The sequence below is a fragment of the Actinoplanes philippinensis genome, from assembly GCF_900113015.1.
Lineage (GTDB): Bacteria > Actinomycetota > Actinomycetes > Mycobacteriales > Micromonosporaceae > Actinoplanes > Actinoplanes philippinensis.
This window is the reverse complement of the sequence record NZ_FONV01000001.1, coordinates 425752-449373: the sequence shown is the minus strand read 5'-3', so window position 1 is coordinate 449373 and position 23622 is coordinate 425752. Positions and strand designations below refer to the sequence as shown.

The window sequence follows — 23622 nt, the reverse complement described above, 5'->3', positions numbered from 1 at the left end:
TCAGCCCAGCATCCGGGCCGCGACCGCGGCCTGCCGTGCGGCGATCCGCTCGCGCCACGCCTCCGGCCCGATCCGCCGGTGGTGCGGCAGCAGTTTCGGCAGGTCGTCGACGGCCACGATGTCCACCGTGGGCCCGTCGTCGGCGGTCAGCTCGCGGGACAGCCGCTGCCAGCGCAACTGCACGTAGCCGCGGCGGTGACCGGTGCGCTCCAGCCAGTTCACGACGCCGGGGTTCCGCTCGCTGATGACGTAACGGATCATGCCGTCCGGGTCGATCTGCGCCTGATCACGCGTGAGGCTCGTCTGGTGGTTGATGTAGTCGAGCGACACGTACCACATGCTGCCGAGCTGAATGCCCTGGTAGGGGGCGTCGCTGACCGGGACCGTCACGATCATCGCCTGGTCGTCGCCGAGGTCGTAGTGGCCGACCGAGGAGAACTGGGTGGTCAGCCCGCCCGGGGTGGACCGCGGCGCGGTGAGCGTGTTGACCGGAAGCCCGAGGTAGAACCGCTCGGCGAACGCGAGGAACGTGCGCAGCCGGCTGATCAGGATCTTTCCGGCCACGCCGTACCGCTTGGTCAGCGCATCCAGCGTGGGGGGAGGTGGGGCCGCACCGGTCCGGTCCGCACGCTGGATGCGCAGCATGCCGGGCCGCTCGGCGGCCCAGTCGCTGAAGACCTCCCGGACCACGAGCATTCCGGCGCCCTTCAGGCCCGGCCCGACGAACATCCGGAACGAGCCGTCCGGCCCGATCTCGATCTCCCGGTCGTCGAAGGCGGCCAGGCTGCCCGGCACCTGGATCGGCGAGTAGTCGCCGTCGAGGATCTGGAAGCTCAGGTCCACGGTGCTGCCGCGCTCGCCGGTGATCACGTATTCGGCGTCGTCGCGCAGCCACGCGTGGAAGTACAGGGTGTCCGGATTGTCCAGGCCCATCTTGGTGTACGGCCCGGTCGAGCGGACGAAGTAGGGGAAGTCCCGCTGGTACGCCCACGCCATCTGCACCGACGCGCGGATGCTGCCGGCCAGATAGTCGTAGCCCTCGACGAGATCTAGCTCGTCGCGCACGTGCGGGGCACCGGTGATGACCCGCTCGGCCTCCTGGATCGCTTCCGCGAACGGTGTGGTGAGCACGCCTCCGACGATAGAACTCGTTCTAGTTTCTGGTCAATCTTTCCTTGACCCGGTGCGATAACAGGTTCCACTCTGGAGGGCGTGCTGGCGTATCGGATGACGGAGTGGGGCGCGGCCCCGAAACTGGTCGAGGCGCCGGATCCGGCGCTCGGCCCGGGGGAGACGCTGGTGCGGGTGGCCGGGTGCGGGCTGTGCCGCTCCGACCTGACGATGCCGCACCTCCCGGCCGCCGTCGGCGAGCGGCTCGGCTGGTCGATGCCGTTCACGCTCGGCCACGAGGTCGCCGGCTGGATCGACGGCACCGGCGAGCCGGTCGCCCTGGTCTCGCCGACGTCCTGCGGCGTCTGCCGGTACTGCGTGCGCGGCTGGGACAGCGGCTGCCCGTACGGGCGCGCCGGCCGCGGCTACGGGCGCGACGGCGGACTGGCTCGGTACGTGCTGGTCAGCGATCGGCGGGCGCTGCTGCCGCTGGGCGACCTGGACCCGCGGCACGCCGGGCCGCTGACCGACGCGGGCGCGACCGCCTATCACGCGGTGCGGCGGGCTCTGCCCAGGATTCCCGCCGGTGGCACGGTCCTGGTGATCGGCGCCGGTGGACTCGGCGCGTTCGCCATCCAGTTCGTCCGGGTGCTGACCGCGGCCCGGGTCGTCGCCGTGGACCCGTCGCCGGCCCGGCTGGCCTACGCCGCGGAGATCGGGGCGCACGACGGCGTGCCGGAGGTGTCCGGACGGGCCGACGTGGTCCTCGACTTCGTCGGCGCCGACGAGACCATCGCGGCCGGCATCGCGGCGGTCCGCACCGGCGGCGCGTACGGCCTGATCGGCTCGGCCGGCGGCGGACTGCGCGGCCCCTGGTTCTCCACACTGCCCCGCGACGGCGAGGTGTTCACCTTCCAGGGCTCGTCGATCGCCGACGCCCAGGAGGTGATCGCCCTGGCCGGGGCCGGACTGATCCGCAACCAGGTGGAGGAGTTCGCCCTCACCGAGGTCGGCGAGGCCTACGCGAAACTGGCGGCCGGCGCCCTCACCGGCCGCGCCGTCATCGTTCCCTGACTACACCCCGCCGACGCCGTTGGCCCACCACCAGCTCTTCAGGTAGCCGTACTCCATGTCGCCCCAGAACCAGCCCCACTCGTTGTGGCGGCTGACATACGGGCCCAGCTCGTCGAAGACGGCCTTCGCGGCACTCCGGCGCCCGATCAGGCTGTAGTAGACCGCCATCCACTGCCGGACCTTCGACAACTGCTCCGAGGTGGGCGGCGCCGACCGGAACTTGGCGATCCAGGCGTCACAGTCGCGCTGCACCTCCGGCGTGCGGAAATACTTGCGGACCGCCTTCTGCGACTCCTTGCTGCGGTCCTCCCAGGCGAACTCGCGCATCGCGTACTCGAAGTGCGCGAACAACGGCAACAGGGTGGTCCTGTGCCCGGGCGGCGCCGCCTCGGCCGCCGTGCGCGCCACCGCGAACATGCGCTCGTGCGAGCCGTACCACTTCTGGCACGTCAGCATCACCGCCAGCTCGTGCGTCTCGAAGTTGTGCGGGTCGCGGCTGCGCGCCTCGGCGTAGAACTCGTTCAGCCGATCCGCCCCGGCGGCGAAACACGACGACATCAGCCGGATCATCGGGCCGGGATCACGCGGATCGGCCAGCTCCAGGGCCCGTACGCTCGCGTCGGCGGCCTTCTCCGACAGCACGTGGAAACTGTCGAACTGCTCCCGCGACGTCTTCGCCGCCGACGCGCCGCCCCGCGCCGCGCCCGCCCGCCCGGCCAGCACCTTCGCCCAGATCAGCGCGGCCGACGGGTCGGACGGCTCGGCCCGCATCCACGCGTCCAGCCAGGTGTCGTCGTCACCGGCCAGCCCGGCGAACACGCCCAGCCGGTAGCCGCGCAACGCCCAGTCCGTGCCGGCCGCCTCGATCGCCTGCTTCGCCGCCCGCCAGTCGCCGTCGCGCAGCACCCGCTGCCGGGCCTCGCGCAGCACCGCGTCCCTGATCATCAGGTCCACGTCGGCGTCGAACTCGGGAGTGGGCGGCAGCGGGCCACCGATGATGCGGCGAACGAGGTAACGGGCGAGGAAGAACATCGCAAGATCGTACGGTCGACTGCACCCGTCCTGATACCCCGTCCGCAACCGCCCCCCGGCACCCTGAGGACACCACCCGGTCGCGACGGAGGCGGACATGCCGATGCTTCTCGTGCTGCTCGGCGCCGCCCTGGTCGTCGGGCACTTCGGCGTGCTCCGCGCGCTGCCGCCCGGCTCGCAGACAGCCACCGACTTCAGTGTCGCCGTGCTCATCCTGTCGGCCCTGCTCGCCGCGGCCGCCGCGACGGTCACCGCCCGCCGCAGCGCCGGCCGGTCCCGCCTGGCCTGGGCTGTCCTCGCGGCCGGCATGGCCGGCTGGGCGTTCGGCGAGTCGACGTGGGCGTACTACGTGTCGATCCGCCGGATCACCGCTCCGTTCCCGAACATCGGCGACTTCGGGTTCCTGCTCATCGTCCCGTGCACGGTCACCGCCCTGATCGCCTTCCTCGGCGTCCGACGTGGACTGCTGCGCGTCGTCCTCGACGGCCTCGTCATCGCCGGCTCCCTGCTCTTCCTGAGCTGGGTCTTCGTCCTCGAAGCGGTCTACCGTGCGGGCAACCTCACCCCGCTGGCCAAAGCCGTGTCGGCCGCCTACCCGCTCGGCGACGTGCTGATCGCCGCGGTCGCGCTGATCCTGCTCCCGCACGCCGGGCCGGGCCGCCGCCGCACCGCCGCGCTGATCGTCGGCGGCGCCGTCTCGTTCAGTACCGCCGACCTCGGGTTCGCCTACCTCAACCAGCACAGCTCCTACACCTGCGGCAGCGTCATCGACACCGGCTGGGTCGCCGGGTTCGTGCTGTTCGGCCTGGCCGCGGTGGCCGCACCCGCCCGGCGGCCGCACGTGTCCGCCCCGGCGCTGCCGGTGCTGCTCTGGCTGCCGTACTTTCCGCTGGCCCTGGCGATCCTCGCGGCCATCGACCGGGTCGCCTCCGGCGACCACCTCGACACCTTCTCCGCCGCCGTCCTCGGCGCGGTCGTGCTGCTGGTGCTCGCCCGCCAGCTGGTCGCGCTCCGGGACAACTCGGCGCTCAGCCGCGACCTGCACCGGGTCGTCGCCGAGCTGCGCGAACGCGAGGAACAGCTGCGGCATCTCGCCTACCACGACCCGCTGACCGGCGTCGCCAACCGGGCCCTGTTCCATGAGCGGGCCACCGACCGGCCGGCCGGCTCGCTCACCGTCCTCTTCCTCGACCTCGACGGGTTCAAGCCGGTCAACGACCGGTTCGGCCACGCCGCCGGCGACGCCCTGCTGATCGAGGTGGCGGCCCGGCTGCGCGCCGAGACCCGCGCCACCGACCTGGTGGCCCGCCTCGGCGGCGACGAGTTCGCGATCCTGCTCGGCCCGGACGCCGGACCCGGCGACGCCGACCGCCTCCGCGAGCGGATCACCGCCCGGCTGGACGAGCCGTTCACCATCGGCGGCGCGGCCGTCACCGTCGGCGGCAGCATCGGCATCGCCACCCGCGAGACCGGCGACGACACCGAGGCCGTTCTGCGCCGCGCCGACGCCGCGATGTACGCCGCGAAAGCGCGCCGGAGAAGCGAACCCGTCCCCAGCGCGCCCTGAGGCCCGCCCGGAGGCAACCCGGGGAGCCGGCCCTCAGCTCACCACGCGGTTGCGCCCCTCCCGTTTGGCGGTGTAAAGGCGGCGGTCGGCCTCGGCCAGCAACTGCGCCCGATCCCGGTTCGCCTGGCCGGTGGCGACCGCGCCCACGCTGATCGTCACCGGCAGCTCCCCGGTGACCGGCTGCCAGCGGTGACCGGCGATCCGCCGCCGCACGGCGTCGAGCCGCTCGAACGCCTCTGCGGCCGGCACGCCCGGCAGCACCATGAGGAACTCCTCGCCACCCATCCGGGCCGTGAACCCGTCGGCGGCCAGACGGTCCTGCTCGTCGGCGAGCAGCTCGGCGACCGCGATCAGCACCCGGTCGCCGGTGTCGTGCGACAGCGTGTCGTTGATCCGCTTGAAATGGTCGATGTCGATCACCGACACGATGACGGGCCGCCCGGCCGCGGCGGCGCCGGCCAGGGTCTCCGGCAGGTGCTCGTCGACGAACCGGCGGTTCCACAGACCGGTCAGCGGGTCGCGACGGGCCTGCTCCCGGTAGCGTTCGGCGTCCCGGCGGGCTTCGGCGTTCTCGAACATCACCTGCCGGGCGCGGGCCTTCGCCTCCTGCTGGGCCGAACGCAGCTGCTCACTGGCGATGTGGAAACGCTTGTACTCGTCGAACGCGGCACGATGGTCACCGGCGGCGGCGTGCAGCTCGGCCTGTTCGGCCATGGCCCTTACCCCGACCGAATTCAGTTGATGCTCGGCGCACAGCTGCCGGCAGTGGTCGAGGCTGGCCTGCGCCCGGTCCAGGGCGTCCCGGTGCCGCTGGGCGAGCGCGAGAGTCAGCGCGGCCTCCGCGGCGTCGTGCGCCTCGAACCACGGCGGCGCCTCCCACACGTTCTGCAGGATCCGTTCCGCCTCGTCGTACCGGCCCTCGCTGATGTGGATGTTCGCGACCGTGTCCCGCTCGATGATCAGCAGGTCCCGGCCGATCGCGCGGGCCGCCTGATACATCCGCTCGACCGCGGCGAGCGCGGTCGCCGGGTTGCCGGCCTCCAGTTCGGTGTACGCCAGGTTGTTCAGCACCAGCAGCTGCCGGGTCCGGTCACCGATGTCGGCGGCGATCCGTTCCGCCTGCCGGTAACGGGCCCGCGCCGCCTCGGTCGAGCCGTTCTCGGCCAGCGAGTTCGCCAGCCGCACCAGATGGATGACCCGCAGCCCGCCCGGGGCGTCGTCGTCGAGCAGGTCCACCGCGTTCAGCGCGTGATCGAGGCTGGTCGCGTGGTCGCCCAGGTAGTGGAAGGTCAGCGCCAGGTGGAAGTGGCTGCGCGCCAGCAGCGGCCGGCAGTCGTGCCGCTCCGCCCAGCGGTGCGTGGCCAGGAAGACGCGGGCCGCGTGGTCGACGTCGCCCTGCCGGCGGCGCATGTCGGCCTGCACCAGCCGGGCCCGGTGCCCCAGCACCACGTCGTCGAGCCGCTGTGCCTCGTCCACCGCGGCGGTCGCCCGCTCGAGCAGGGCCGCGACGTCGTGGCCCGCGTGGTTCTCGAGGTCGTCGACTTCGGCGGCGAGGTCCAGGGTCACTGCCGCCACATCGGCGCGACCCGGCGGAACTGAAGCAAAGCGATCTTCAAGGCAAGCTCAGGAGGTGCGGTTGCCCGGCCACGGTGCTCGTTCCAGATCAAGGGTGATGAAGGTGTCCGGCGGACGTGACGCCGGGGCGGGCTCGTCGTGGATCGCCCACCGGTCGCCGGTCAGTTCGGTGGCGACCGCGGACCAGAACCGCTCGACGCCGGGGTTGTAGCGCTGGAACCCGATCACCCAGCGGCCCGGCACCATCCGGATCACCTCGAGGGCGGCGATCCGGCCGACGCCGGTCCGGCGCAGGGCGCGGACCACGAAGAACGCGGAGATGGTACGCCCGCCGCCGGGATCCGCCGCGGTGAGGACGTATCCGCCGGTACGGCCGGCGGCGGTGATCAGCCAGCCGCGGGCGTCCGGGGCGGCCCCGGCCAGGAACAGGTCGACGACCCGGTCGTTGAAGGTGCCGTCGTCGTTCGGCACGTGCCCGTACGGCTCGGACAGGTCGTGCCGGAACAGCTGACCGAGATTCGTCAGCACGGCGCGGTCGGCGCGGCCGACCGGGCGCAGCTCGACCGGCCGGGACTGCGGGCGTGGCGGGGCAGCGGGTGACGTCACCCGGCCGAGGCTAGTGGTTCGATGAACCGGTCGGCGAAGCGGCGCAGCGCGTCGCGTTTCTCCTGGAGTGTGGCGTCGAAGCGGCGCCACGGGACGACGATGGCGTCGGTGACCCCGATCTCCGCCTGCTGCCGGAACCCGTCGAGGCCGGGCCGGTCGATGCAGACCGCCTGGATCTCGAACGGCAGGTGGGCGCGGCCGTGTTCGGCGCGCAGCTCGGCGAGCCGGGCGATGGTGGACCGCAGGTCGTCGAAACCGATCATCGCCGAGGACCAGCCGTCGCCGATCCGGGCCGCCCGCCGCAGCGCCGGCTCGGAGTGCCCGCCCACGTAGAACGGCACCGGCTCGGCCGGCGCCGGGCTCATCTGCAGTTTCTCGAACGAGAAATGCTTGCCGTGGAACGACACCATGCCGCCGCCCAGAATCCTTTTCAGGATCTCGATCGACTCGTCGGCGCGTGCGCCGCGATCTTTGAACGGCTGACCGCACCAGTGCGATTCCTCCGGCGACCAGCCCAGTCCGACGCCGAGCCCGAAACGGTTTCCGGTGAGCGCCGCGACCGTGCCGACCTGCCGGGCCAGCAGCAGCGGATTACGCGGATCCAGTTTCAGGACCTGGGTGTAGAACCGGATCACGGATGTGACCGCGCCCATCGCGCCGGCCGCCACCATCGGGTCCGGCCACGGCGTGTCGGCATTCCAGAAACGGCTGCCGTCCGGCGTGTAGGGATAGGCGGCGGAGACGTGCTCCGAATAGAACAGCGAGTCCGGCAGGGCGATCGAGGCGAAACCACATTCCTCAGCGGTACGGGCCAGCTCGGTCAACTGGTCGAGCGGACTCAGCGCGATCCCCAGCGTGAATTTCATCAGAGCACCTCGGCCAGGTCGAGAAGTCGGGCGGTGGCGCCACCGAGCAGGAACTCGTGGTGCTCGGCGGCCAGGAAGTACCGGTGCAGCGGATGGTCCAGGTCGATGCCGACGCCGCCGTGCACGTGGACGGCGGTGTGCAGCACCCGGTGCCCGGCCTCGGCGGCCCAGAACCCGGCCGTCGCGACCTCGGCGGGTTCCGGCCGGCCGGCCGCCTGCCACACGGCCAGCCGTAACGCCTCCACGTCGATCCACGCGTCGGCGAGCCGCTGCGAGACGGCCTGGAACGCGCCGATCGGGCGGCCGAACTGGACTCGGGTGCGGGCGTACTCGGCGGTCATCTCCAGGGCGCGTTCGACGACGCCGAGTTGCTGGGCGGCGGTGCCGAGGACCAGTCGCCGCTTCGCGTGGTCCGGCGCGACGTCGGTGCCGGACAGGACCAGCTCGCCGCGCCCGGCCGGGGCGGCGAGGGTCTCGACCTGCTCGTCGGTGCCGAACTCGGCGATCGTCGAGGCGGCCACCACGATCGACGTCAGGTAGGGGACGTCGGCGGCGTGCCGGCCCAGCTCGATCAGGATCGCGCACTGCTCGACCAGGCCGTGGCCGTCGCCGCCGGCCCGTTCCGGCAGGGCCGCGGCGAGGATCCCGGCCTCGGCCAGCGCCGGCCAGAGCGGTCGCCCCGAGCCGGCCAGCTCGCGGGTCAGGCCGGCCAGTTCGACGGCCTCGGTGCTGAGTTCGAAGTCCATGAGCGGCTCCTCAACGCCGGATCGGGAGGCCGAGCGCGGCGGCCGCGATGATGTCGCGCTGCACCTCGTTGGCGCCGCCGCCGAAGGTCAGGATCAGCGACGACCGGTACATCCGCTCGATCCGGCCGGACAGCACGGCGCCCGGCTCGCCCTCCCGGATCGTCGCGGCCGGCCCGATGACCTCCATGAGCAGCCGGTACGCCTCGATCGCCAGCTCGGTGCCGTAGACCTTGCCGGCCGAGGCCCGGTACGCGGCCGGGGTGCCGCCGGAGACACAGGCCCGCCAGTTGAACAGCTTCAGCGCCTCGGTCCCGGCGTGCACCCGGGCCAGGTGCAGGCGCACCCACTCGTGGTCGATCCGGCCGGTCTCGACCGCCCAGTCCCGGACCTCCCGCAGCGCGCGTTGCAGCGGCGCGGCCGAGGTGAGGGCGACCCGCTCGTGGTTGAGCTGGTCGGTGATCAGCCGCCAGCCCTGGTTCTCCTCGCCGACCAGGGCGGACGCCGGGACCCGCACGTCGTCGTAGTAGGTGGCGCTGGTCGACGGCCCGGCCACCGTCCGCACCGGCGTCCACGAGAAGCCGGGGGAGTCGGTCGGCACCATGATGATCGACAGGCCGCGGTGCCGCTTCTCCTCCGAGGAGGTGCGACAGGCCAGCCAGACGTAGTCGGCGTACTGGATCAGGCTCGTCCACATCTTCTGGCCGGTGATCACGTAGTGGTCGCCGTCGCGGACCGCCCGCGTGGTCAGGGCGGCCAGGTCGGTGCCGGCGCCCGGCTCCGAGTAGCCGATCGAGAAGTGCACCTCGCCCGCCTCGATCCGGGGGACGAGCCGCTCCCTCTGCTCGGCCGTGCCGTGCCGGGCGATCGTCGGGCCGACCGTGTAGAGCGTCAGGAACGGCACCGGCACCCCGGCCAGCGCCGCCTCGTCGGCGAAGATCAGCTGATCGAGGCGGGACCGGCCGCCGATCGTCAGCCAGCCGTCGCGGCCGAGTTGGCGGACCACCTCGCGGTATGTCGCGCCGTCGCCGTACTCGCCGTCGCCACTGGTCAGACCGGCTCTGCGCGACGGTGTCATCAGGTCGGCGAAGTACTCCCGCAGCGAGGCGCGCAGCTTCTCCTGCTCGGGTGTGTATCCGACGTGCATGGGCCACCCCGATCCCGGTAAGTTAGAACACGTTCTACTCGTTGTGGCGGGAGGCGTCAACAATGGAGGCTTATCTGGTCGGCGCGGTGCGCACCCCGGTCGGTCGCCGGGGCGGCCTCCTCTCCGGGGTGCATCCAGCGGATATGGGCGCGGCGGTGATCAGCGAAGTCCTCCGGGGTGTCGATCCGGGGGCCGTCGACGACGTCATCCTCGGCTGTGTCGACACGCTCGGGCCGCAATCCGGGGACATCGCTCGTACGGCGTGGCTCGCGGCCGGATTTCCGGAACACGTTCCCGGGGTTACCGTGGACCGGCAGTGCGGGTCGTCGCAGCAGGCGGTGCACTTCGCGGCGCAGGCGGTGATGAGCGGGACCGCCGATCTGGTCGTGGCCGGGGGAGTGCAGAGCATGAGCATGATCCCGATCGGGAGCGCCATGGCGCCGGGCGGGCCCTATGCGGGCAGCGCGGGCTGGGCGTCGCGGTACGGCGACCAGGAGGTCTCGCAGTTCCGGAGCGCGGACGACATCGCCGCTCGCTGGTCGATAAGCCGAGAGGCGATGGAGGCGTACGCCCTGACAAGTCACGAAAAATCGGTCAAGGCGCTGGATGGCGGGCTGTTCGCACGGGAGATTCTCGGCGGAGGCCCGGGAGGCGTGCGAGACGCGGGAGGCGGCGGACGCGGTGCTGGGTGGTGGGGTGGGGTGGACGAGTGCCCGCGCCGGGACACCAGTGCCGAGCGGATCGCCGCGCTCGAGCCGCTCCGGGAAGGCGGCGTCACCACCGCCGCGATGGCCGGTCAGATCGCGGACGGGGCCGCCGCGCTTCTGGTCGCGAGTGAACGGGCCGTCCGCGACCACGGCCTGCGCCCGCGAGCGCGCATCCACCACCTCTCCGCGCGCGGTGACGATCCGGTGCTGATGCTGACCGCGCCGATCCCGGCGACCGCCCACGCTCTCCGCAGGACCGGCCTGAGTATCGACGACATCGATCGTTTCGAGGTGAACGAGGCGTTCGCCAGTGTGGCCCTGGCGTGGCTGAAAGAGACCGGCGCCGACCCCGGCCGGGTCAACGTCAACGGCGGCGCGATCGCCCTCGGCCACCCGCTCGGCGCGACCGGCGCCCGGCTCATGGTGAGCCTGCTGCACGAACTCGAACGCTGCGGCGGACGCTACGGCCTGCAGACCATGTGCGAGGGTGGCGGCCAGGCCAACGTGACGATCATCGAACGGCTGTGAGCCGCTCCAGCCCGGCCTCGGCCTCTGTCATGATCCGCGCGATCAGCTCGGCACACGACGGCAGGTCGTCGATCACCCCGGCGACCTGCCCGGCCGACATCACCCCGTACTCCGGACGGCCCTCCACCATCGCCGTGCGCAGCAGCACCGGCGTGCCCGCCGCCATCAGCGTCTGCGCCCAGCTCAGGTCACGCCCGTGCCGTGCCGCCAGCCCGGCGCGCGCCACCTGCGGCCAGGTCATCCCGGCGAGACGCCGGAACGCGGCGGCGTGCCGGGCCGCCCGCAGCAGCGCGGTCACCCGTCCCGAGCTCTCCAGCCCCTGGATGTACGCCGTCCGCAGCACCCGATGAGGCACCCCGTCCACACGTGTGGTGACGACCGTGCCGGTCACGTCCGCGTCGAGGTAGAGCTGCTTCACCCGGGACCCGACCGGGCTGTCCGAGGTGAGCAGGAACCGGGTCCCCATCGCCACCCCGGCCGCCCCGTAGGCCAGCGCGGCCAGCAGCCCCCGCCCGTCGAAGAAGCCACCGGCCGCCACCACCGGGATGTCCACGGCGTCCACCACCTGCGGCAGCACCAGCGTCGTCGGCACCGGCCCGGTGTGCCCGCCACCCTCGCCGCCCTGCACCAGCACCGCGTCGACACCCCAGGCCGCTACCTTCTCGGCGTGCCGCCGTGCCCCCACCGACGGCATGGTCAGCACCCCGCCGTCGGCGCACCGGCGGATCAGGTCGCGGTGGGGCGCCAGCGCGAACGACGCGAGCTTCACCCGTTCCCGGATCAGCAGGTCGATGCGTTCGCTCGCGTCGGGCGCGTCCGCCCGTACATTGACCCCGAAGGGATTTCCGGTCCTGCCCTTGATCTCCCTGATCGTGGCTTCGAGCTGGCCGAGGGTCATCGTCGCGGACGCCACGATGCCGAAACCGCCGGCCTCGGCGACCGCGGAGACCAGGCCGGCCCCGGCGACGTATCCCATGCCGGTCTGCACGATCGGGTGCCGGCAGCCGAGCAGGCCGGTCAGCGCCGTTCTCACCGGACCTCCCGCTCCCGCCGGCCGTCCGGGTCGAGGCGTTCCCGGATCAGCCGCTGCTCGTCCGCGGTGGGTTCACGGGTCTCCGGGACCTGATCAGGAACGGTCAGCTCGAAGCCGGTGGCCGCGATCACCTCGTCGACCGTGACGCCCGGGTGCACCGACCGCAGCCGCATCGACCGGTCCGGGGTGGCGAAGTCGAGGACCGCCAGGTTCGTGACGACCAGCCGGATCTCGTGCGCGCCCCGATCGTGGCCGACCCCGGACACCATGTCGACGCGCTCGACGAACACCCGCGGCGAATGCCGGGGCACCCAGTAGCTGACCGGGTGGTTCACCGTGTTGCCGGGCGCGCCCCGCACACACAGCAGCTGCGACGCCGGCCGCTCCCACGGGCCGACGCAGGAGATGTTCTGATTGCCGAACCGGTCCAGCTGGCTCGCGCCCATCATCACGTGCCGGGTCCCGGCCGCCACGATCGCGAAGACCTGGCGGTACGGCAGCCAGCCCTCCACCCGCCCGTCCCGCAGCAGGGTCGCCTCCCCGTCGGTGACCAGCAGCTCGCGCGCGAACGTGAGCTGGGCCAGGCGGGCGCCCAGCCCCGGGATCACCCCCGCCGAACCGGCCAGCACCGCCCCGTCACCGCGCCACGCCTCCGCGCACGCCACCACACACGTCTCGGCCCGGCTCACCGTCGTACCGCCTTCTGGTAGTCGGTCTCGTCGCCGTCGAGATAGCGGGCGCGGAACGTGTCCCAGCCGGTCGTCGCGTACTCCCGCTGGAACTCCTCGTCCCGGCCGTAATCGGGGACGCAGCTGGTGAAATGGGCGCCGTGCGGGGTCTCCGTCACCCCGTCGACCATCGACCGGTTCGTCAGCAGCGTCTGCGGCGGCCCCTGCTCCTGCAGCTCGCCGGTGCTGACGATCCGTTCGCACGACAGGAACCGCTGCTTCGCGGCCAGGCAGAACAGATCGTCGAAGTACGGGTCGGGGCCCAGATAGCGGCCGTTGCCGTCGGCGTCCGCCCGGTTCAGGTGGACGAACGCGACGTCCATGGTGATCGCCGGCATCGCCACCAGCTCGGTCGCGTCGGCGTAGGGGGAGCGGACCGTGCGCAGGCCCGGGTTCACGCGCATCACGTCGGAGCCGAGACCCGCCCGGATCGGCAGGAACGGCAGCCGGTTCGCGGCGGCCAGCAGGCCCCAGTAGAGCATGCCCTCGTCATATTCGGTCAGCTCGACGGCGCCCGCGCTGCGGGCCGCCCGGAAGTGCGGTTCCAGCGGGATGCTGTCCAGGGAGACGAAGCCGGTGACGATGCGGCGTACGCACCCCGCGGCCACCAGCAGGCCGACATCCGGGCCGCCGTAACTGACGAGTGTCAGGTCCTTCCGGCCGGATCGCAGCAGCGCCCGTACCATCGCCATCGGTTTGCGCCGGGATCCCCATCCGCCGATCCCGATCGTCATCCCGTCGCGAACCTCGCCGACGGCGTCCTCGATGCTGACTCTCACCGCTACCGGCCCTCCACGAATCTCCGGCGGGCCCGGTCGCCGGCGCCGTTCAGGTTCAGCTCGAACGTGAAGCCCTGCTCGAACCGGTAGGAGCGCTTCACGTCGATCGGGTCGATCCCGTTCAGGGACTCCTTCGCCCGCCGGATGACCAGCGGATCCTTCGCCGCGATCTCCTCCGCGACCCGATGCGCGGCCCGGCGCAGCCCGGCCGGGGGCACCACCTCCAGCACCGTCCCGAACCGGTGCAGCTCCCACGCCGTCACCGGCCGGCAGGTGTAGACCATCGTCCGCATCAGCTGGTGCGGAACCAGCCGCGCCAGATGCGTCGCCGCCCCCAGCGCGCCCCGGTCCACCTCCGGCAGCCCGAACGTGGCGTCGTCGGCGGCCACCACCAGATCGGCGTTGCCGGCCAGACCGACCCCGCCGCCCAGGCAGAACCCGTGGACCGCGGCGATCACCGGAACCGGGCAGTCGTAGACGGCCGCGAACGCCGCCGCGCAGCCCCGGTTCGCGGCCAGCAGCGCCTCGTGCCCCGCCGTCCGCTGCATCTCCTTGATGTCCACGCCCGCGCAGAACCCGCGGCCCTCGGCCGCCAGCACCACCACGCGAGTCTGCTCCTCGGCCCCCGCTGCGCCGACCGCGTCGGCGAGGGCGTGCCAGCCGGCCGCCGGCAGCGCGTTGACCGGCGGAAAATCCACGATCACCTCGGCGATCGCGCCACGGTGCAGATCGATCCCCACGGCGGTCAGGCTAACCTAGCGCTTGCTTGGGTGGCTAGCATCGACGTCCATGGACCCCCTCGACTTCACCGGCCGCGCCGTGGTGGTCACCGGCGGCACCCGGGGCATCGGCGCCGCCGTCGCGGCCGCTTTCCACGCCGCCGGCGCCGGCGTCCTGGTCTGCGGCCGGACCCCGCCCGACCCGGCCGTGCCCGCTCGCGCCTCCTCTTCTCCCTGCTCCGGGCCCCCGCTCGCCACCGGGGTGCCCGCTCTCGCATTCTTCCCGGCGGACGTGCGTGACCCGGCACAGGCCGCGGCCCTGGTGGATGCGGCGGTTGCTCGTTTCGGGCGGATCGACGTCCTGATCAACAACGCGGGTGGCAGCCCGGAGGTCCCGGCGGGGACGGCCTCACCCCGCCTGCACGCGAAGATCATCGAACTCAATCTCATCGCCCCGCTGCATGTCGCGCAGGCCGCCAACGCGGTCATGCGCGACCAGGACACGGGCGGCGTGATCCTCATGATCGGCAGTGTCAGCGGAACCCGGCCGTCCCCCGGAACCGCCGCCTACGGCGCCGCGAAGGCGGGCCTGCACCACCTGGCCACCAGCCTGGCCGCCGAGTGGGCGCCCCGCGTCCGCGTGAACACCCTCGTCGTCGGCCCGGTGGAACCGTCCACGTCCGGGCCGCCGTCGTCCGCGGCTGCGGCGGGAGACCGTCCGGCGGCGGCGTCGACGGTGGCCCGGGCCGTGCCGATGGGGCGGGCGGCCCGCGCCGGGGAGGTGGCGAGCGCCTGTCTGCTGCTCGCGTCCCCGCTGGCCGGGTACATCAGCGGCGCCTCACTCGCGGTCCATGGTGGCGGTGAATGGCCGGCGTATCTGGCGGACCTCCGGGACACGGCGTACCGTGCCCAGAAATAGAACCTGTTCCAATTCGCGCGCCCGGAGGTCGGTATGGTGCTCTCGATCAAGGCCAAACGCGACGAGGTCGGCCTCGCCGGCGGAGAACTGCTGATCGACGGCGCCTGGCGTCCCGCCGCGGACGGCGGCACCTGGAGCCACCTGCATCCGGCGACCGCCGAGGAGGTCGGCACGTTCGCTGTGGGCACGGCGTCCGACGTCGATGCGGCGGTACGGGCCGCGCGCGCCGCGTTCGACGAGGGCGCCTGGCCGCGTACCCGGGCGAAGGAGCGAATCAGGATCTTGCGTCGCATCGCCGACGCCATCCGGGAGAACGCCGTGGAATTGCAGACGCTGGTCGCGCTCGACAACGGGGTTCCGGTGAGTTTCGGCGAGACGTATGCGATGTCCGTCGAGTGTGTGGCCGACATCTTCGACCACCATGCCGGCTGGGTGGACAAGCTGGCCGGCGAGACGCTGCCCGGCTACCAGGGCGGTGACCACCTGGTGCTCACGCTGCGCGAACCGGTCGGCGTGGTCGCCGCGATCATCCCGTGGAACGGCCCGCTGCTGCTGGCCGCCCAGAAGATCGCCCCCGCTCTGGCCGCCGGCTGCACCGTGGTGCTGAAGCCGTCCGAGTACGCGACGTTCTCCGCGCTGCGCCTGGCCCGGCTCATCGAGGAGGCCGGCCTGCCCGCGGGTGTCCTCAACGTGGTCACCGGTCCCGGCGACACCACCGGCGACGCCCTGATCAACCATCCGCTCGTCGACAAGATCAGCTTCACCGGCAGCCGCGGGGTGGGCCGCAAGGTCCTGGCCGCCGCCGCGAACGGCGTCAAGCGAACCAGCCTGGAGCTGGGCGGCAAGAGCCCGTCACTGGTCTTCCCGGACGCCGATGTGTACGCCGCGGCGGCCACCACGATGGGCACGGTCACCATGGGCCTCTCCGGTCAGGCGTGCGTCGCCCACACCCGGGCGCTGGTGCACCGGGACGTCTACGACGAGTTCCTGGCGATCGCCGAGGCGATGGCGGCGCTGGTCACCTACGGCGACCCGTTCCACCCGGAGACCACCGCTTCCCCGCTGATCAACGAACGCCAGCTGAACCGGGTCCTCGGCTACATCGAGTCCGGCCGCGCCGAGGGCGCCCGGCTGGTCACCGGCGGCGGACGCCCCGACGGCGAGCTGGCGACCGGCAACTTCGTCCAGCCGACCCTGTTCGCCGACGTCGCCAACGACGCCACGATCGCCCGCGAGGAGATCTTCGGCCCGGTCCTGGCGGTGGTCCCGTTCACCGAGGAGGACGAGGCGCTGCGGCTGGCCAACGACACCACGTACGGCCTGGCCGCCACCGTCTGGACCGCCGACGTGAAGCGCGCCTTCCGCCTGACGAGGTCGCTGCGGGCCGGCACCGTCGGCGTCAACGGTTACCAGCTGGAGCCGCACGTGGCCTTCGGCGGGTACGGCCAGTCCGGCCTGAACCGCGAGGGCGGCCGCACGTCGATCGAGGCCTACACCGAGCTCAAGACCGTCCTGATCCCCACCACCGAGGAGATGATGTAGGACGCTCGTGGTGATTGCTGAACGGCATCCGTTCACGATATGGTCGCTTTCCTAGACGTTAATCGTCTAGGAAAGGGGCTGGTGGATGGACGTGCAGCGGGAAGCCTGGCGGGCCAAGATCCTGCCGCCGGTGGAGAGGCTGGCCGGTGGGCTGGTGTCGGTTCCGGTGCCGATCCCGGACAACCCCTTGCGATACACGCTGTGCTACCTGGTCCCGGGGGACGACGGGCTCGTCGTCGTCGACCCGGGGTGGGCGAGCGACGCCGGCTGGCGGGCGCTCACCGCCGGGCTCGCCGTGGCCGGGGCGACCGCCGCCGACGTGACCGGCGTGGTGCTCACCCACGTGCACCCGGATCACCACGGGCTGACCGCGCGGCTGCGGGAGGCGTCCGGGGCGTGGGTGGCGATGCACCCGGCCGAGCACGCGACGATGCTGCGCGACCGGGCGACCGCGCCGAGTGCGGCGCTGACCGGCTGGCTGCGTGACCTGCACGTGCCGCAGGCGGAGATCGACGGGCTGATCGGCAGGTTCGGGGCCGCGGTGGATCTGCACTTCGCGCCGCTCGCCGACGCCGACGTGATGCTCGACGACGGCGACCTGGTGCCGCTGACCGGTCGGCGGCTGCGGGCGGTGTGGACGCCGGGCCACACGCCGGGCCACCTCTGCCTGCTGGAGCCGGACGCCCAGGTGCTGCTCACCGGCGATCACGTGCTCCCGCGGATCAGCCCCAACATCGGCCTGCAACTGGGCGGCGAGGACCCGCTCGGGCTCTACCTGGAGTCGCTGGGAAAGGTCGCCGCCTACGACGAGTGCGAGGCGCTGCCCGGCCACGAGTACCGGTTCCGCGGCCTCGCGGCCCGCGCCGCCGAACTGGACGGCCACCACCGCGAGCGCTGCCGCGAGATCCTGGAGACCGTGGAACGCCTCGGCGCGGCCACCATCTGGCAGGTGGCGTCCCGGCTGACCTGGTCCCGCCCGTGGGACGAGATCGGCCCGATGCTGGTCGGCGCGGTCGCCGAGACCGCCGCCCACGTCGAGCTGCTGATCCGCACCGGCGACCTCACCCGCGACGGCGACCACCTCCGGGCCGGCGCCCTGGCCGCCGGTCGCTGAACCGTCGCCGGTCGCGGAGAACCGGTGTGCGCGGCGGACGGGCGGCTCACCGGTCGGCCCAGGGCCGCGGGAAGCCGAGGCGGCCGGTCAGGGCGCGGTGACCGAGGCGGCCGGTCAGGGCGCGGTGACCGAGGCGGCCGGTCAGGGGGAGGGTGACCGAGGCGGCCGGTCAGGGCGCGGTGACCGAGGCGGCCGGTCAGGGGGAGGGTGACCGAGGCGGACGGTCAGGGGGCGGTGACCGAGGCGAGGACGAAGTCGACGAGTTCCTCGGCGTAGCGGTCGGCGGCGGCTGCCACCTTGGCCCGGGAGCGCGGCGGGGTGGTCAGGGCGTGGTTGAGGGCGCCCCCGCTGATCGTGTTGAGGAGCAGGGTGACGCTGATGTCGCGGCGTAGCTGGCCGCGGTCCTTGCCGCGGTGGACGATGGCCCGGGCGGCGGCGGCCTGGGACTGCAGGAAACGGTCCAGGTGCTCCTGGCCGGCGGGGATGCTCCCGGCCTCCAGCATCAGGCGCAGGACCGCGCCGCCGGACTCGTCGAGGAACGCGTGCAGCACCTGGCGGGCCAGCGCCACCAGGTCGTCGCGGAGGCTGCCGGTGTCGATGTCGCGGACGCCGGACAGCCGGGACGCGAAGACCGCGACGAGCAGCGCCTCCTTGTTGGGCCAGCGCAGGTAGATGGACGCCTTGCCGACCCCGGCGCGGCGGGCGACGGCGTCGACCGAGAAGCGGGCCCAGCCCTCGGCGCCGAACACCTCGGCGGCGGCCCGGGTGATCCGCTCGTCGACCTCGGGGTCGCGGGGCCGGCCCACCGTCGCACCGACTGACATGCGCCCTCCCACCCCGATCCGGCCGGCGGTCAGTCTATGCGCCACCGGCCCCGGATGGTCACGCCAGCAGCTTGCGATGGTCCCAGCTGGTGATCCGGACCGGTTCGACCAGGTAGGCGGTGCGCTTACGGGCGGTGTGATCGACGTACGCGTCGAGGGCGCCGGCCGGGATGTCCGGCATCCGGGCCGCGATCAGCCGGCCGATCCCGGTCACGCCGGGCAGGTCGGCGATCACCGTCACCGTGCCGTTGACCTGCACCCCGCGCAGCTCGAAGTAGTCCTCGCCGTCCTCGACGAGGCAGGTCAGCCGCGGGTCGCGGGCCAGGTTGCGGGCCTTCTGCGAGGCCCGGTAGGTCCAGAACGCGATCCGGCCCCCGGCCGCCGCGAAGAACATGGTCACCAGGTGCGGCGTGCCGTCCGGGTTGATCGTCGCTATCTGCACCTTGCGGCGGTACGCCAGAAGCGCCCCCACCTCGTCGTCGGTCATCGTGACCGTGTCCCGCTGTTTCACGGCGCCTCCCCGAACGTCGACGCGGCCAGGGGCAGCGTCTCCTCGCACACGTACCCGGGACGTGGCGGGCCGGCGGCGAACTCGGTGCTGAGGGCGGCGTCGAGCTCGGCGCCGGTCCACTGCCCGGTGGCCGCGCGGAAGACGGCCCGCACCGTGGGTGGCCCCAGAAGCGCCACCACGTCGCCGTGCACCACGAACACCTCGCCGGTGATCCGCTCGCCGGCCGGCCCGGCCAGGTGCACGACCAGCGGCGCGACCCGTTCCGGGGCCATCGGGTCGGGCCCGTCCGGAGCAGCTCCCATCAACGGGCCGGTCATGGCGGTTCTTGCGCGCGGACAGATCGCGTTCGCGCGTACCCCGTGTTTGAGGCAACCTCGCGCGGTGGCCAGGGTGAGCGAGACGATCCCGCCCTTGGCCGCCGCGTAGTTGGGCTGGCCGGCCGAGCCGAGCAGATACGCCTCGGACGCGGTGTTGACGATCCGGGCGTAGCCCGGCAGGCCGGTCGCCTTGGCCCGCTCCCGCCAGTAGGCGGTGGCGAACCGGGTGGTGACGAAGTGGCCGCGCAGGTGGACCCGGACGACGGTGTCCCATTCCTGTTCGGACATCGAGAAGATCATCCGGTCGCGCAGCACGCCCGCGTTGTTGACCAGCACGTGCAGCCCGCCGAAGGTGTCCACGGCCGTCTTGACCAGGGCCTCCCCGGTCGCCCAGTCGGCCACGTCGCCGGGGCACGCGACCGCCTCGCCGCCGTCGGCCCGGATCTGCTCGACGACCTCGTCGAGGGCCGCGCCGGGCAGGTCGTTGAGGACCGTCCGGGCGCCGGCCGCGGCGAGCGCCCGTGCCTCGGCCGCGCCGAGCCCCTGCCCGGCCCCGGTCACGATCGCCACCCGCCCGTCGAGGGCCGCCATCTCAGTAGCCCGGTCCGCTGAGCAGGCCACCGTCGGCGAGGAACTCGGCGCCGGTGGTGTAGGAGGCCTCGTCGGAGGCGAGGAACGCGACCAGCCGGGAGATCTCCACCGGCTCGGCGAACCGGGCGATCGGCAGGCCCTTGAGGAACCCGCCGCCGTCCACCTCGGTCATCGTCTGCGCGGCGGCCAGCGCCATCGACGTCATCACGCCGCCCGGGTGCACCGAGTTGACCCGGATGCCGAGCGGCCCCAGCTCCTGCGCGGCCGACCGGGTCAGGCCGCGGACGCCGAACTTGCTCGCGCTGTACGCGGAGAGGCCGGACGCCCCGGCGAAGCCCTCGATCGAGGAGATGTTCACGATCGAGCCGCCGCCCGCGTCGATCATCGCGGGGACCACCTGCCGGATGCCGAGCCACGTGCCGATCAGGTTGACCTCGATGACCTGCCGGAACTCGGCCGGGTCCATCTCGGCGACCGGCGCGTGCCGCAGGATGCCCGCGTTGTTGACCAGCACGTCGACCCGCCCGAACGCGGCGATCGTCGCGCCGACCGCGGCGGCCCAGTCGTCCGCGCTGGTCACGTCGTGATGCACGTACCGGCAGAGGTCCGCGCCGAGACCGTCGGCGACCCGCTGCCCCTTGTCGTCGAGCACGTCGCCGATCACCACGCGGGCCCCCTCGGCGGCGAAGTGCCGGGCGTGAGCCTTGCCCATGCCCCGCGCCCCGCCGGTGATCAACGCAACCTTGCCGTCCAGTCGCCCCATCGCAACCTCCCAAGCGCTTGCTTGGGAGGCTACGCCCGGATGCCGTCGAACAGAAGGCGGAGAAGTCCGTCGATGATCTGCTCGGTGCTCCACGTCGCCGACGAGCGCCACGACGTGGGCAGCCAGAGGATGTCGCGCAGCAGCCGGTACGTCAGGCGGGTGTCCAGGTCGGCCCGGAACTGCCCGGTCTGCCGGCCGCGCTCCAGCTGCTCGATCCAGGTCTGCTCGATCTCCTTCATGGCGGTACGCAGATACGCGAAGCGGGGCTGGCCGCTGAAGTAGTTCCAGTCGTTCTGCAGCATCGTCAGCGCGGCCCGGTGCCGGCTCAGAGTGGCGGTGCTGGACCGTACGATCTGCTCGATCGCCGTCCGCGGGTCGGCGGTGTCCCGGACCGCCTCGCGGTAACCGGCGAGAACGTCCTCCAGGAAGGCGCTGAGGATCTCGTCGCCGATCGACTCCTTGGAGTCGAAGTGGTGGTAGAGGCTGCCGGAGAGGATCCCGGCGGCGTCGGCGATCTCCCGCACCGTGGTCGCCCGGAACCCCTTCTCGGCGAAGAGGTCACCGGCCAGCCGGACCAGATGCGCGCGCCGCTCGGACGGGCTCTTGGATTGTGTCACCGGCCGATTATCTCTCTTGACCGAACGCTTGCTTGGTATCCGGCTCATCGATAGCGTAGAACGCGTTCTAATTTCGAGGGGGTGCCGGGATGCGCGCGGCGGTGCTGCACACGATCGGGGACGACAAACTCGACTTCCGTGACGACGTGACGGTCCTCGGCCCCGGGCCGGGCGAGGTGCGCCTGCGGGTCCGCGCCGCCGGCGTCTGCCACTCCGACCTGTCCGCCCTGCGCGGCGCCCTGCCCCAGCCGGTGCCCGCGGTCCTCGGCCACGAGGCCGCCGGCGACGTGATCGAGGTCGGTGACGGCGTCGACGACCTGGCGCCCGGCGACCGGGTCGCGGTCAACTGGCTGCCCGCCTGCGGGGTGTGCACGCACTGCCGCCGCGGCGAGGACCACCTGTGCATGACCCACGTGATGGCCGGCTACGTGATCCCCCGGTTCGCCGCCGGTGACCTGGAGATCTTCGGGATGGCCGGGTGCGGCTCGTTCGCCGAGGAGATGGTGGTGCCCCGCGCCGGCGCCGTGAAGATCGACGACGACGTCCCGTACGAGGTGGCCGCCCTGGTCGGCTGCGGCGTCACCACCGGCGTCGGTGCGGTGATCAACACGGCGAGGGTACGGCCCGGCGACAGTGTCGTGGTGATCGGCTGCGGCGGCGTGGGCATCGCCGCCATCCAGGGCGCCCGCCTCGCCGGCGCCGCGCAGATCATGGCCGTGGACACGGTGCCCGCCCGGCACGAGGCGGCCCGCCGGTTCGGCGCCACCCACACCGCCACCCCCGACGAGCTGGGCGACCTGCAGGCCGCGGTGGTGCCGGAGGGCTTCGACCACGCCTTCGACGTGGTGGCCGTGCCGCAGACGCTGCGCACCGCGTGGACCGCCACCCGGCGCGGCGGCCAGGTCGTCATCGTCGGCGCCGGGCGCGCCGAGGACACCGTCGAGTTCAGCCCGTTCGAGCTGCTCTTCGAGGGCAAGACGATCGTCCCGTCGCTGTACGGCTCGGCCGACCCGCACCGCGACTTCCCCCGCCTGCTCGCCCTGTGGCGGGCCGGCCGCCTCGACATCGAGGGCATGATCAGCCACCGCCTGCGCCTCGACCAGGCCGGGGCGGCGCTGGCCGCGCTGGGCAGCGGCGACGTGATCCGCCAAGTGATCGTCAACGACTGATGCGGCTCGGGGTCCAGCTCGGCTACAGCGGCGAGGGCTTCGCGAGCGCGGTCGACGAGGTGGTCGAGTTCGAGAAGGCGGGCGTCGATCTGGTGGTGGTCCCGGAGGCGTACAGCTTCGACGCCGTCAGCCAACTGGGGTATCTCGCCGCCCGTACGCGTGCCATGGATCTGGCGTCCGGTGTGATGCAGCTCTACACTCGCACTCCTACGCTGACCGCGATGACCGCCGCCGGGCTCGACCACGTGTCCGGCGGCCGGTTCAACCTCGGCCTCGGCGCGTCCGGACCCCAGGTCATCGAGGGGTTCCACGGGGTCCGCTACGACGCCCCGATCGCCCGCACCCGCGAGATCGTCGAGATCTGCCGCCGCGTCTGGCGCCGCGAGACCCTGACCTTCGACGGCGGCCACTACCGGATCCCGCTCCCCGGCGACTATGCGAAACCCCTCAAACTGATCAACCATCCGGTACGGCCACGCGTCCCGATCCTGCTGGCCGCCATGGGCCCGCGGAACGTGGCGCTGGCCGCCGAGATCGCCGAGGGCTGGCAGGCGCTCTGGCTCGACCCGCGATCCGCCGCCCGCGTCTTCGGCGAGTCCCTGGCCGACGGGCGGTCCCGGCGCGACCCGGCCCTGCCGCCGCTGGACGTGAGCGTGCCCGTGCCCTTCGTCCTCGGTGACCCCGGCCCGGACCTGCTCGCCCGGCACCGCGCCCAGCTCGCGCTCTACCTCGGCGGCATGGGCGCTCGCGGCCGCAACTTCTCCAACGACCTGGTCCGCCGCTACGGCTACGCCGAGGAGGCCACCCGCATCCAGGACCTCTACCTGTCCGGCCGCCGCGCCGAGGCGATCGCCGCCGTCCCCGGCGACCTGGTCACCGCCACCTCCCTGGCCGGCCGCCCCGACGACGTCCGCCGAGGACTCGACGCCCTGGCCGAGGCCGGCGTCACCACGGTGCTGGCGTCCCCGCTCGCTCCCACCCGGGCCGAACGGGTCGCACAGATGGCGGAACTTCGCGCTCTCCTGCCGTGAACCCGGCCAG

Annotated in this window: 24 protein-coding genes; 8 read left to right on the top strand and 16 right to left on the bottom strand. The window is 72.6% G+C overall.

The window, feature by feature from the left end; all coding sequences use genetic code 11:
* Entirely contained in the window at positions 1–1131 is a 1131-nt protein-coding gene (locus BM290_RS02040; RefSeq protein WP_093609281.1) for a hypothetical protein, read from the bottom strand.
* An 81-nt stretch (positions 1132–1212) separates the two neighbouring features.
* Here BM290_RS02040 and BM290_RS02035 point away from each other — a divergent pair, with 81 nt between their 5' ends.
* Entirely contained in the window at positions 1213–2184 is a 972-nt protein-coding gene (locus tag BM290_RS02035; RefSeq protein WP_239143306.1) for an alcohol dehydrogenase catalytic domain-containing protein, read from the top strand.
* Here the strand turns inward: BM290_RS02035 and BM290_RS02030 are convergent, their stop codons facing one another.
* Positions 2185–3216: a hypothetical protein gene (locus BM290_RS02030; protein WP_093609279.1), complete on the bottom strand. Its 1032-nt coding sequence runs from the start codon at positions 3214–3216 to the stop codon at positions 2185–2187. It abuts the gene before it with no gap.
* A 97-nt stretch (positions 3217–3313) separates the two neighbouring features.
* On the opposite strand from BM290_RS02030, the gene BM290_RS02025 reads away from it, so the two are divergent.
* Complete coding sequence (locus tag BM290_RS02025; RefSeq protein ID WP_093609277.1) at positions 3314–4783, top strand: GGDEF domain-containing protein; 1470 nt, start codon at positions 3314–3316, stop codon at positions 4781–4783.
* A 33-nt stretch (positions 4784–4816) separates the two neighbouring features.
* Here BM290_RS02025 and BM290_RS02020 read toward each other — a convergent pair whose 3' ends face one another.
* The 5 genes from BM290_RS02020 to BM290_RS02000 are packed head-to-tail and all read right to left on the bottom strand — an operon-like array spanning position 4817 to position 9720.
* Positions 4817–6349, bottom strand: coding sequence for a GGDEF domain-containing protein (locus BM290_RS02020; protein ID WP_093609275.1), 1533 nt, complete (start codon positions 6347–6349; stop codon positions 4817–4819).
* A gap of 57 nt (positions 6350–6406) precedes the next feature.
* The gene (locus BM290_RS02015) at positions 6407–6964 is read right to left on the bottom strand and encodes a hypothetical protein (protein ID WP_093609273.1); all 558 of its coding nucleotides are present in this window, start codon (positions 6962–6964) and stop codon (positions 6407–6409) included.
* Positions 6961–7830 (bottom strand): TIGR03619 family F420-dependent LLM class oxidoreductase, encoded by an 870-nt coding sequence (locus BM290_RS02010; protein WP_093609271.1) that lies wholly within the window; start codon positions 7828–7830, stop codon positions 6961–6963. Before BM290_RS02010 ends, BM290_RS02015 begins: the two co-directional genes overlap by 4 nt.
* Entirely contained in the window at positions 7830–8576 is a 747-nt protein-coding gene (locus BM290_RS02005; RefSeq protein WP_093609269.1) for an acyl-CoA dehydrogenase family protein, read from the bottom strand. The genes BM290_RS02010 and BM290_RS02005 overlap by 1 nt, the downstream gene beginning before the upstream one ends.
* A gap of 10 nt (positions 8577–8586) precedes the next feature.
* The gene (locus BM290_RS02000) at positions 8587–9720 is read right to left on the bottom strand and encodes an acyl-CoA dehydrogenase family protein (RefSeq protein WP_093609267.1); all 1134 of its coding nucleotides are present in this window, start codon (positions 9718–9720) and stop codon (positions 8587–8589) included.
* Between the two features lie 62 nt (positions 9721–9782).
* On the opposite strand from BM290_RS02000, the gene BM290_RS01995 reads away from it, so the two are divergent.
* Positions 9783–10955: an acetyl-CoA C-acetyltransferase gene (locus BM290_RS01995; protein ID WP_093609265.1), complete on the top strand. Its 1173-nt coding sequence runs from the start codon at positions 9783–9785 to the stop codon at positions 10953–10955.
* Here the strand turns inward: BM290_RS01995 and BM290_RS01990 are convergent.
* The 4 genes from BM290_RS01990 to BM290_RS01975 are packed head-to-tail and all read right to left on the bottom strand — an operon-like array spanning position 10939 to position 14235.
* Positions 10939–11988, bottom strand: coding sequence for an NAD(P)H-dependent flavin oxidoreductase (locus BM290_RS01990; RefSeq protein WP_093609264.1), 1050 nt, complete (start codon positions 11986–11988; stop codon positions 10939–10941). The two genes, BM290_RS01995 and BM290_RS01990, sit on opposite strands and share 17 nt — an antisense overlap.
* Positions 11985–12677, bottom strand: a complete 693-nt coding sequence (locus BM290_RS01985; protein ID WP_093609262.1) for a CoA-transferase subunit beta — start codon at positions 12675–12677, stop codon at positions 11985–11987. Before BM290_RS01985 ends, BM290_RS01990 begins: the two co-directional genes overlap by 4 nt.
* Positions 12674–13495: a CoA transferase subunit A gene (locus BM290_RS01980; RefSeq protein ID WP_373871020.1), complete on the bottom strand. Its 822-nt coding sequence runs from the start codon at positions 13493–13495 to the stop codon at positions 12674–12676. Before BM290_RS01980 ends, BM290_RS01985 begins: the two co-directional genes overlap by 4 nt.
* Before the next feature lie 2 nt (positions 13496–13497).
* Entirely contained in the window at positions 13498–14235 is a 738-nt protein-coding gene (locus BM290_RS01975) for an enoyl-CoA hydratase family protein (RefSeq protein WP_093609260.1), read from the bottom strand.
* A gap of 49 nt (positions 14236–14284) precedes the next feature.
* Between BM290_RS01975 and BM290_RS01970 the strand changes: the two genes are divergently transcribed.
* The 3 genes from BM290_RS01970 (at position 14285) to BM290_RS01960 (ending at position 17789) form a co-directional block, all read left to right on the top strand.
* Positions 14285–15133 (top strand): SDR family oxidoreductase, encoded by an 849-nt coding sequence (locus BM290_RS01970; RefSeq protein WP_093609258.1) that lies wholly within the window; start codon positions 14285–14287, stop codon positions 15131–15133.
* A gap of 33 nt (positions 15134–15166) precedes the next feature.
* Positions 15167–16675, top strand: a complete 1509-nt coding sequence (locus BM290_RS01965; RefSeq protein WP_093609256.1) for an aldehyde dehydrogenase family protein — start codon at positions 15167–15169, stop codon at positions 16673–16675.
* Positions 16676–16760: 85 nt separating this feature from the next.
* The gene (locus BM290_RS01960) at positions 16761–17789 is read left to right on the top strand and encodes an MBL fold metallo-hydrolase (RefSeq protein ID WP_177319536.1); all 1029 of its coding nucleotides are present in this window, start codon (positions 16761–16763) and stop codon (positions 17787–17789) included.
* A 224-nt stretch (positions 17790–18013) separates the two neighbouring features.
* Here the strand turns inward: BM290_RS01960 and BM290_RS01950 are convergent, their stop codons facing one another.
* From BM290_RS01950 to BM290_RS01930, 5 genes are read right to left on the bottom strand one after another with little or no spacing between them, the layout of a single operon-like run.
* Entirely contained in the window at positions 18014–18613 is a 600-nt protein-coding gene (locus tag BM290_RS01950) for a TetR/AcrR family transcriptional regulator (RefSeq protein WP_093609254.1), read from the bottom strand.
* 58 nt (positions 18614–18671) lie between these two features.
* Positions 18672–19124 (bottom strand): pyridoxamine 5'-phosphate oxidase family protein, encoded by a 453-nt coding sequence (locus BM290_RS01945; protein ID WP_373871021.1) that lies wholly within the window; start codon positions 19122–19124, stop codon positions 18672–18674.
* The gene (locus tag BM290_RS01940; RefSeq protein ID WP_093609252.1) at positions 19121–20032 is read right to left on the bottom strand and encodes an SDR family NAD(P)-dependent oxidoreductase; all 912 of its coding nucleotides are present in this window, start codon (positions 20030–20032) and stop codon (positions 19121–19123) included. The genes BM290_RS01945 and BM290_RS01940 overlap by 4 nt, the downstream gene beginning before the upstream one ends.
* A 1-nt stretch (position 20033) precedes the next feature.
* Entirely contained in the window at positions 20034–20795 is a 762-nt protein-coding gene (locus tag BM290_RS01935; RefSeq protein WP_093609250.1) for a glucose 1-dehydrogenase, read from the bottom strand.
* Positions 20796–20824: 29 nt separating this feature from the next.
* On the bottom strand, positions 20825–21412 hold the full coding sequence (locus BM290_RS01930; protein ID WP_239143307.1) for a TetR/AcrR family transcriptional regulator: 588 nt from the start codon (positions 21410–21412) through the stop codon (positions 20825–20827).
* A gap of 89 nt (positions 21413–21501) precedes the next feature.
* Between BM290_RS01930 and BM290_RS01925 the strand changes: the two genes are divergently transcribed.
* On the top strand, positions 21502–22581 hold the full coding sequence (locus tag BM290_RS01925) for a Zn-dependent alcohol dehydrogenase (protein WP_093609246.1): 1080 nt from the start codon (positions 21502–21504) through the stop codon (positions 22579–22581).
* Positions 22581–23612 carry an LLM class F420-dependent oxidoreductase gene (locus BM290_RS01920; protein WP_093609244.1) on the top strand — a complete coding sequence of 344 codons (1032 nt, stop codon included), beginning with the start codon at positions 22581–22583 and terminating at the stop codon, positions 23610–23612. Before BM290_RS01925 ends, BM290_RS01920 begins: the two co-directional genes overlap by 1 nt.
* Positions 23613–23622: the final 10 nt, after the last annotated feature.